The 1,562-nt window shown below is 56.1% G+C and carries 1 protein-coding gene; it reads right to left on the bottom strand.

The window, feature by feature from the left end:
- Positions 1-10: 10 nt before the first annotated feature.
- Positions 11-1,393, bottom strand: a complete 1,383-nt coding sequence (locus QZY44_RS07260) for a site-specific DNA-methyltransferase (RefSeq protein WP_295444324.1) — start codon at positions 1,391-1,393, stop codon at positions 11-13.
- Between the last annotated feature and the right edge of the window lie 169 nt (positions 1,394-1,562).

The following is a 1,562-nucleotide window of genomic DNA, read 5'->3' as shown; positions in this document are numbered from 1 at the left end:
GTAAAGGGCGTCAAAACGGGCTTGTTCGGTGGCGTTCAAGGCGGTACTCTCCTCGGCGAAAATCGCAACCGCCACAACGGCGTGGCGGCGAGGAAAGTATGTGGCGGGCGGTCATCTGCCGCGGTAGCGGCTCCGTCCAACCAAGGTTATCACCCGAGCTCGCCTCAACGCGATTGGCTTTCAAAAGGCGACTAAACCCAATTTCGTTGGTTTTCCAGCGAACAGTGGGAGACGGTTTGATATTCTTGCCCTGAAAGTTAACGCCAAACCAAGATGCGGCGCCTTCCCCTTTCGCTCTTCCGATACTTTGGCTTGTCAGGTTGTCTCGGAAATAAATGAGGGCTCCGGACGGCAATAGATCAGGGTCTTCAATTTCAGCCTTTGTCATTGGCTGGCGTGAAAGGTCTTTAAGCTGAACGCTCTTATACCCTGTTCCGCCTTTCTGGCCGGCAGCCTTTTTTAGAAGGTACTTTCTGTACTTCACTGTATCTCGATGCTTTGAGCACCAAAGAATCGTATCGAATGTTGGGCCGAGGAAGTCACCAGTAGAGCTTGATGTTTTCGCGAAAATAATGGTGCTGATAATCGCATCAGCTCCAAATACCTCATCCATCACCGCTCTTACGCGATGTACATTCTCATCCCCAATCTGCACAAAGATCGATCCGGAATCCGTTAATAAATCCCGCGCGACGGTCAACCGATCGCGCAGATAGGTGAGATACGAATGAATACCATCCCGCCAGGTATCCCGAAACGCCCTGACCTGTTCCGGTTCGCGGGTGATATGGCCGACATTGCCGTCCTTCACATCCCGGCTGGTGGTGCTCCACTGGAAGTTGCTGTTGAATTTGATGCCATAGGGCGGATCGAGATAGATGCACTGGACCTTGCCGCGTAACCCTTCGCGCTCGGCCAGGCTCGCCATCACCTGGAGTGAGTCGCCCAAGATCATGCGGTTGGACCAATTCTGGTCGTGCCGATAGAACTCGGTCTTGTCTGCGTCCTTGGGGATGCCGTTGAAGTCGGCGAAGAGATCGAACTGTTTCGGCTCGGCCCCAACCGGGCGATTGGTGTGGCGCAACAGGTCATCGATCAGGACCTTGGGGTGGACCTTCTCCTGGATATAGAGGGGCGGGGCATGGACGACGAGGTCGCTCCAGTCCTGCTCGTCCTTGCCGCGCCAGACCAGTTGGGGATCAAGATCGCGGTTGCGCTCCGCCTTCTCCTCATCGAGCCCGGCGGCACCGCGCTGATAGACCACCGGCACCGGGGCCTGCTCGCCCTTCTGCATCACCGACTGGTATTCCGCCGTCGGGATGTTCTTGCGGGTCGCGTCGTCGTGGGTCAGGGTGGCGACGGTAATGGTCGGGGTCTTCGGCTTTACGGCCATCTTGTTACCTTACAGAAACGGATTTTCGACGGTAAGCGTCTCGATCCGCTGGCCGTGTTGTAAGTCTTCGCTGAGAAGCCTGGTGCAGCCCGCTTCGCGTGCGGCAGCAACGGTCAGAGCGTCATCGCGAAAGACGTTGGAGTCGAGAAAATCACCGCTCATTCATTTC

The organism is uncultured Thiodictyon sp. (assembly GCA_903837595.1).
Lineage (GTDB): Bacteria > Pseudomonadota > Gammaproteobacteria > Chromatiales > Chromatiaceae > Thiodictyon.
The sequence above is the reverse complement of the archived record's forward strand: the minus strand, read 5'-3'. Positions and strand labels throughout refer to the sequence as shown.